We start from the raw sequence: 6,647 nt of genomic DNA, 5'->3' as shown, positions 1-6,647 counted from the left end.
CATCTGATAGTGCTTCATTAATCATATTCTCAACATCTTCTACTCCTACCTTCTCAGTTATTGCTGCCTCTAAGTCATCAAGTCTTGCATTTACATCTGATAGTGCTTCATTAATCATATTCTCAACATCTTCTACTCCTACCTTCTCAGTTATTGCTGCCTCTAAGTCAGAAACTCTGGAATCAAGATCTTGCAATGCACTCATTAAATCTTCCACATTTGCGCCAATAAGTTGTAATTCATCCTGAAGTTGAGAAACAAGATCTTTAAGTTCACTAACATCTGCTGCGGGCAAAACAATCTTACCACTCTGTAGAGCTTGTATTAACTTGTAAAGTAATACTGCAACTTGATATCTTGTTACATACAGATCTCCACCAAAGGTATCAGGCTTAATTCCAGTAATTATCCCTAAATCTGTCATGTATTTAACTGCTTCTGCTGCCCAATGATTAGATGGTACATCCTTGAATTTACCTACTTGAGCATAAGAGACACTGAAGATTAAAAACCCCACTAATATTAAGCCTAAAATCCTCCTACTCATACGACCCTCCCATAATAAATTATTTTTTAGAGAGAGCTACCTTTACCCCAAAAGGGATAAAGAGCTTCCTCTCTAAATTCCCAATTAAGACCGTTAAAAGAGGCTAATTTAGAATTTCCCTCTCCACCTCCCTTCATGAAAACTCAATTAAATTATACTTTTAAAATAATTAGATGTCAACATAATGAAATCAATATATTTGTGATAAAATTTTACAAATTTATTTTTCTATGAATGTATCCTTGATAATCAGGAACAAGTCTTACATATTCTGTATTCATCAATGGAGATGAGATAATAAAATCTGCTGTTGCTCTATTTGATGCTATAGGTATATTCCATACTACGGCAATTCTAAGAAGAGCCTTTACGTCAGGATCATGAGGAAGGGGTTTCAATGGATCCCAGAAAAATATAAGGAAATCTATTTCTCCTTCTGCAATCTTTGCTCCAATTTGTTGATCTCCTCCAAGAGGTCCACTATAAAATTTTATCACCTTCAGTCCAAGCTCTCTTTCTATAATATCTCCTGTAGTTCCTGTGGCGTATAAGATATGGTTAGCTAAAGTCCCTTTATTGAATTTTGCCCATTCTAATAATTCTTGTTTTTTATTATCATGGGCTACTAAGGCAATTCTTTTTTGCTTCCCCATAATGATCTCTCTATACCCCATATCTTTGCACCTCATCTATAAGACTTTGGATCAAATACATCCCTTAAAGCATCACCAAAAAGATTAAAAGCAAGAACTAATAACATTATAGCAAGACCTGGAAATACAACAGTCCAAGGAGCAGATCTCAGATATTGCCTTGATTCGGAAAGCATAGCACCCCATTCGGGAGTAGGAGGTTTTGCACCAAGTCCCAAAAAGGAAAGACCTGCCGCTTCAAGAATAGCAGAAGCTATCCCTAAAGTTGCTTGTACAATTATAGGAGCAACAATATTAGGTAAAATATGTTTTAACAAAATTTTTCCTGTACTCACTCCTACAGCTTTTGCTGCAGCAATAAAATCCTTTTCCTTAATTGAAAGAACCGAAGCCCTAACCACTCTTGCAAAGGTTGGTATAGAGACAATACCTACAGCAATCATTGTATTTTCCAACTTAGGACCTAAAACAGCTACAATACCAATAGCAAGCAATATCGTCGGAAAAGCCAGCATTATGTCAATTAATCTCATTATCACAATATCCCATACTCCTCCAAAATATCCTGAGATCAGTCCTAAAAAAACCCCAAAAGATAAAGCAAAAAAGACCGATATAAATCCTATAATAAGAGAGATTCTTGCCCCATAAATTATCCTTGTAAAAATATCTCTTCCTGCGTAGTCGGTTCCAAATAAATGTTTAGAAGATGGAGGAAGCAGTCTCTCGGTTAAATTTTGAGTGTACGGATCATATGGAGTTATAATAGGAGCAAGAATTGCCAAAAAAATAAAAGAAAAAAGCAAAAAACTACCTAAAAGCCCTGTTTTATGCCTCAAAAATTTCTTAAACATTCTTCTTGTGGGTTTTTGACAAAAATTTTCGGTTCTCATCATAAGCTTCTCCTAATAACGTATTCTTGGATCAATAAAAACATAGATAACATCTACTACGAGGTTAATCATCACAAACAAAAAAGCTGATAACAATATGGCTCCTTGAATCAAGGGGTAATCACGGGACATTATAGCATCATATACTAATCTCCCCATCCCAGGCCATGAAAATATAGTTTCTGTCATAATAGCTCCGCCAAGCAAAAAGCCAAATTCTAATCCAATAACTGTAATTATAGGTATAAGAGCATTTCTTAAAGCAGACCTTAGAATAATTTTTCTCTTAGGTAAGCCTTTAGCGTATTCTGCTAAAATATATTCTTGATTTAAAACTTCTAACATACTTGACCTTGTCATTCTTGCAATTGTCGCCATAGGTACTGATGATAACGCAATGCTTGGTAGTATAAGGTGATATAAAGAATTAAAAAAAGCTTTAAAGTTACCTGTCAATATACTATCAACTAAATAAAAATTTGTTATAACATTGAGGTTTATATCCACGTCTAATCTTCCTGAAGGAGGAAACCATCCTAAATAAAGAGATCCGAACCATATTAACATAAGACCCAGCCAAAAAATAGGCATGGAAACTCCAATAAGTGCAAGAAACATTACAAAAGAATCAATAAAAGAACCAGGTTTTAATGATGCTAAAATCCCAAAAAATATGCCAAAAAAAACTGCTATAAACATAGAGAAAAAAGTTAATTCAATGGTAGCAGGAAATCTATTCATAATCTCTTTAATTACCTTTTCCCTTGTTATAATAGACCTTCCAAGATCTCCCTTAGCAATTTGTTTCAAAAAAATTAAATACTGAACTAAAATTGGCTTATTTAAGCCAAGTTCTTCTCTTATTCGTTCGAGTTCCTGAGGAGTTGCTCTTTCTCCTAAAATTATCCTCGCAGGATCTCCTGGTATTAACCTCATTAATATAAAAGAAAAGAAAGAAACTCCAATTACAATAGGAATTAGAAGCAACAATCTTTTTATTATATATTCCCTCATCTACTTTATTACCCCTAAAACATGGGGGAGAGTCCTCTCCCCCATAATTTTATTCTTTCCAAACCTTATTAAGTGGTTCACTTCCAGTAGCATGAGGAATATAATTGTGCACAGTTATTTTACCAGCAAGAGGAGGCATCGTATGAGCTAATATTACCCATGGCACATCTCTATGAACTATCTCACAAGCCTTCTCATAAAGTTTAGCTCTTTCCCTTTGATCAGATATGGTTTGAGCCTTGATAAGTATATCATGCAATTCATCGGATCTATAGAAAGCAATATTTCCTGCACTTCCTTTTACAGCATTATCTTTATCTAAAAGAACATAGAAGAAATTATCAGGATCACCATTATCCCCTGTCCACCCTAAAAATGCCATATCATGTTCGCCATTCTCAGTTTTTTGAAGATAAGTTCCCCAATCATATGTCACAATCTCAGCGTCAATACCTACAGCCTTCAAATAACTTTGTACCGCTTCTGCCACCTTCATGGGTTGTGGAATATAGGGTCTGTTAACAGGCATTGCCCACAATGTAGTCTTAAATCCATTAGAATATCCTGCTTCTGCTAACAATTTCTTCGCCATCTTGGGATCATATGGATAATCTTGAATCTTATCATTGTACCCCCATAAGGTAGGAGGAATAGGATTTTTAGCCACCATAGCAAGCCCCTTAGGATAATAAGCATCTATTATGGCTTTTTTATCTATAGCATAATTTATAGCGAGCCTTACCCTTATATCATCAAAAGGTTTTTTATCCATATTCATTGCGATATAGCACACATTTAAACTTGGTCTTATAAAAAGCTGTAAATTTTTATTTTGCTTTACTCTTTCCACATCCTCTGGATTAATACCATCGATGATGTCTACGGTTCCTGCTTCAAGCTCCATAAATCTTGCTGAATTATCTGGAATGGATCTAAATATTATCTTATCTAAGTAAGGAGGACCATCCCAATAATTCTTATTTGCCTCTAAAACAATCTTATCCCCTTTACTCCAAGAGACAAATTTGAATGGTCCAGTACCTACAGGATTTTTGAAGAAATCTTCTTTATACTTCTTAATAGCTGTAGGACTTGCTATTGCAAAACAGGGCATTGCAAGATTAGAGAGAAATGGAGCTAAAGGCTTTGTCAAAGTAATCCTCACAGTATAATCATCTACTACATCTACAGATTTAACTACTCCTGGAAATCCTCCAAACATGTACCCCCAATATTCAAACTCTCCTCCGATATGGTAAGGATTCTTAGGGTCTCTCCATCTGTCAAAATTAAATTTCACCGCCTGAGCATTAAAGGGAGTACCATCATGAAACTTTACTCCTTTTCTAAAATAAAAGGTCCAAACTTTTTGATCTTTTGAAACACTCCATTTAACAGCTAATGAGGGTACTACTTCTGTATTATTGGGTTTATACTTCACCAGGGTATCAAAAATTTGGTGAGTAACTCTCAAAGATTCACCATCAGTAACATTTATTGGATCTAATTTAACCGAGTCTCCTCCTCTCCCAAAAACTAACGTCCCCCCTCTCTTGGGAGTTTGAGAGTGAGCAAAATTTACAAAAAGAACCAAGATCAACAAAAAAATAAGATATTTCCTCATCTTAACCTCCCCATAAATTAATCAGATTTATTTTATTCGAAGGCCCCCTTGCCTATTTACTCTTGCTCTTTTAATTCAAAATCATCAATCCAAGCCCAATTACCTGTATTTCCATCTACTATTATGCTTATTTTTATTTCTCCTGTAGTAACTTCAATATCACTTATAGTAGGATTCTTCCAATTTAGCCAACCAGTATTAATTATATCAATAAATTTATCTTCACCACCATACCCACTTACTTTAAATCTTATTAAATTTTCTCCACCTCCACCCTGTATCCAAAAACTTACTTTATATTTACCAGGACTAAGATTTTTAATAACTTGGTATAGTTCAAATTTAAAGGGTTTATCAAGCCAGTAATTAAGAGCATAATCCCCTGACTTTGCGTTTTGAGGTGGGGTTGCTTTTACAACTTTTACAGCCGAGATATCTCCTTCAACCTTCCAAGGAGAAAGGGTACCAGATTCAAAACTTGGATTTTGTATATAGTTTTTCTGGCCACTTACATAAATATTTGCATATATCTCTTTCTGAATCCCCTCAATAATCCCTCTTAGTTTAAACTCTCCAGGAGTTGTAAGGAATTTGGGATCAATATTATCCCACTTAATTTTAATACTTCTAATTGAATCATCATCAAACAACACTTTAGCTTTTTCAGGCAAATTTGGAATTTCTCCTGTAGAAACTTTTATATTTACTTCTGACAATACCTCTATTGGATTAGGAGTTATCTTTTCTTTTCCATAAACAAGATTAAAAACATCTAAGGATGGAAGAGTATTACCTTTAAAATCAAATAATGCTTGATTTTCCCATGGATTACCCTCTCCTTGTTTCCATCCTGCTCCTTTAACAGGAATCCAACACCCTTCCCAATAAAATATTCCTATCCCCTTATTATTTGGAATATGAGCCACCACATCCATAATATCCCTTATGGCTGTAGCTTGTCCCTGTATTGTAGGTTTATATCCTCCTATTTTCCATAAATCTCCGCCAAAGATATTTGGATGGCCGTCAGCATCATCTAAGGTCCAAGCATAGGCGGTCTCAAAAATTGCTATTTCCTTATTTAGCCAAAGAGCAATACTGTTTAAGTTTTCCCTAAGCTCATCTATGGTACCATGCCAATAAGGATAATAGGATACTCCAATAACATCAAAATCCATTTTTAAACTTAAAACATTTCCAAAAAACCATCTAAATAAGGCACTATTTCCTCCTTCAGCAAGATGTACTGCTATTTTAATATTCTTGTCTACTCTTCTTACAGCATTGACTCCAGCGTTGAATAGTTTGACAAAATTTTCAAAACCCCCTGCATCATCTCCAACAAGTTTTCCATCTGGCCACAAAAATCCATTGTTTACTTCATTACCGATCTGTACCATATCTGGTAGAGCTTTGTTATCCTTCATGTATTTAACAACTTGATAAGTAAAATCAGAAACTGCTTTCTCAAGAGCCTTACCTTTTAAATTTTTCCATGCTTTTGGTTTTTCCTGTTTACCAGGATCAGCCCAAAAATCACTGTAATGAAAATCTACAAGCACTTTTAAACCAAGAGATTTTGCTCTTTTGGCAAGCTCAGTCATATTTTTATAATCGCAGTTTCCTCCTCCATAGGGATTTCCTTTTTCATCATATGGATCATTCCATATTCTAACCCTTACCCAATTAACACCGTGATCTTTTAATATCTGAAGTGGATCTTTTTGAACCCCATTATCAAAGTATTTTCCTCCATTTTTCTCAACCTCATATACCATTGATATATCAACACCCTTAATAAAATCCTTCGATATATTTTCTATGGGATTTACTAACACTTTACTCTCTCCATATCCTGAAGTTGTCATAAAAACCCCCAGTAAAAATAATATTAACAATACTTTTTTCTTCCCCAT

The 6,647-nt window shown here is 34.7% G+C and carries 6 protein-coding genes; all 6 read right to left on the bottom strand.

Annotated features, from left to right (window positions below; genetic code table 11):
• Positions 1-547 (bottom strand): S-layer homology domain-containing protein (locus tag ACP5QL_RS06485; RefSeq protein ID WP_428126243.1); only part of this gene is annotated, 547 nt, incomplete at its 3' end.
• Positions 548-759: 212 nt separating this feature from the next.
• Positions 760-1,221: a methylglyoxal synthase gene (locus ACP5QL_RS06480; RefSeq protein WP_428126240.1), complete on the bottom strand. Its 462-nt coding sequence runs from the start codon at positions 1,219-1,221 to the stop codon at positions 760-762.
• 11 nt (positions 1,222-1,232) lie between these two features.
• On the bottom strand, positions 1,233-2,096 hold the full coding sequence (gene nikC / locus ACP5QL_RS06475; protein ID WP_428126236.1) for a nickel transporter permease: 864 nt from the start codon (positions 2,094-2,096) through the stop codon (positions 1,233-1,235).
• Between the two features lie 9 nt (positions 2,097-2,105).
• Positions 2,106-3,107: an ABC transporter permease gene (locus ACP5QL_RS06470; protein ID WP_428126233.1), complete on the bottom strand. Its 1,002-nt coding sequence runs from the start codon at positions 3,105-3,107 to the stop codon at positions 2,106-2,108.
• A gap of 49 nt (positions 3,108-3,156) precedes the next feature.
• Positions 3,157-4,731 (bottom strand): ABC transporter substrate-binding protein, encoded by a 1,575-nt coding sequence (locus tag ACP5QL_RS06465; RefSeq protein WP_012583223.1) that lies wholly within the window; start codon positions 4,729-4,731, stop codon positions 3,157-3,159.
• 56 nt (positions 4,732-4,787) lie between these two features.
• Complete coding sequence (locus ACP5QL_RS06460; RefSeq protein ID WP_428126229.1) at positions 4,788-6,647, bottom strand: glycosyl hydrolase 53 family protein; 1,860 nt, start codon at positions 6,645-6,647, stop codon at positions 4,788-4,790.

The organism is Dictyoglomus sp., assembly GCF_049968615.1.
GTDB lineage: Bacteria > Dictyoglomota > Dictyoglomia > Dictyoglomales > Dictyoglomaceae > Dictyoglomus > Dictyoglomus turgidum.
Note: the sequence above shows the minus strand (reverse complement) of the source record. Positions and strands in the feature narration are given on the sequence as shown.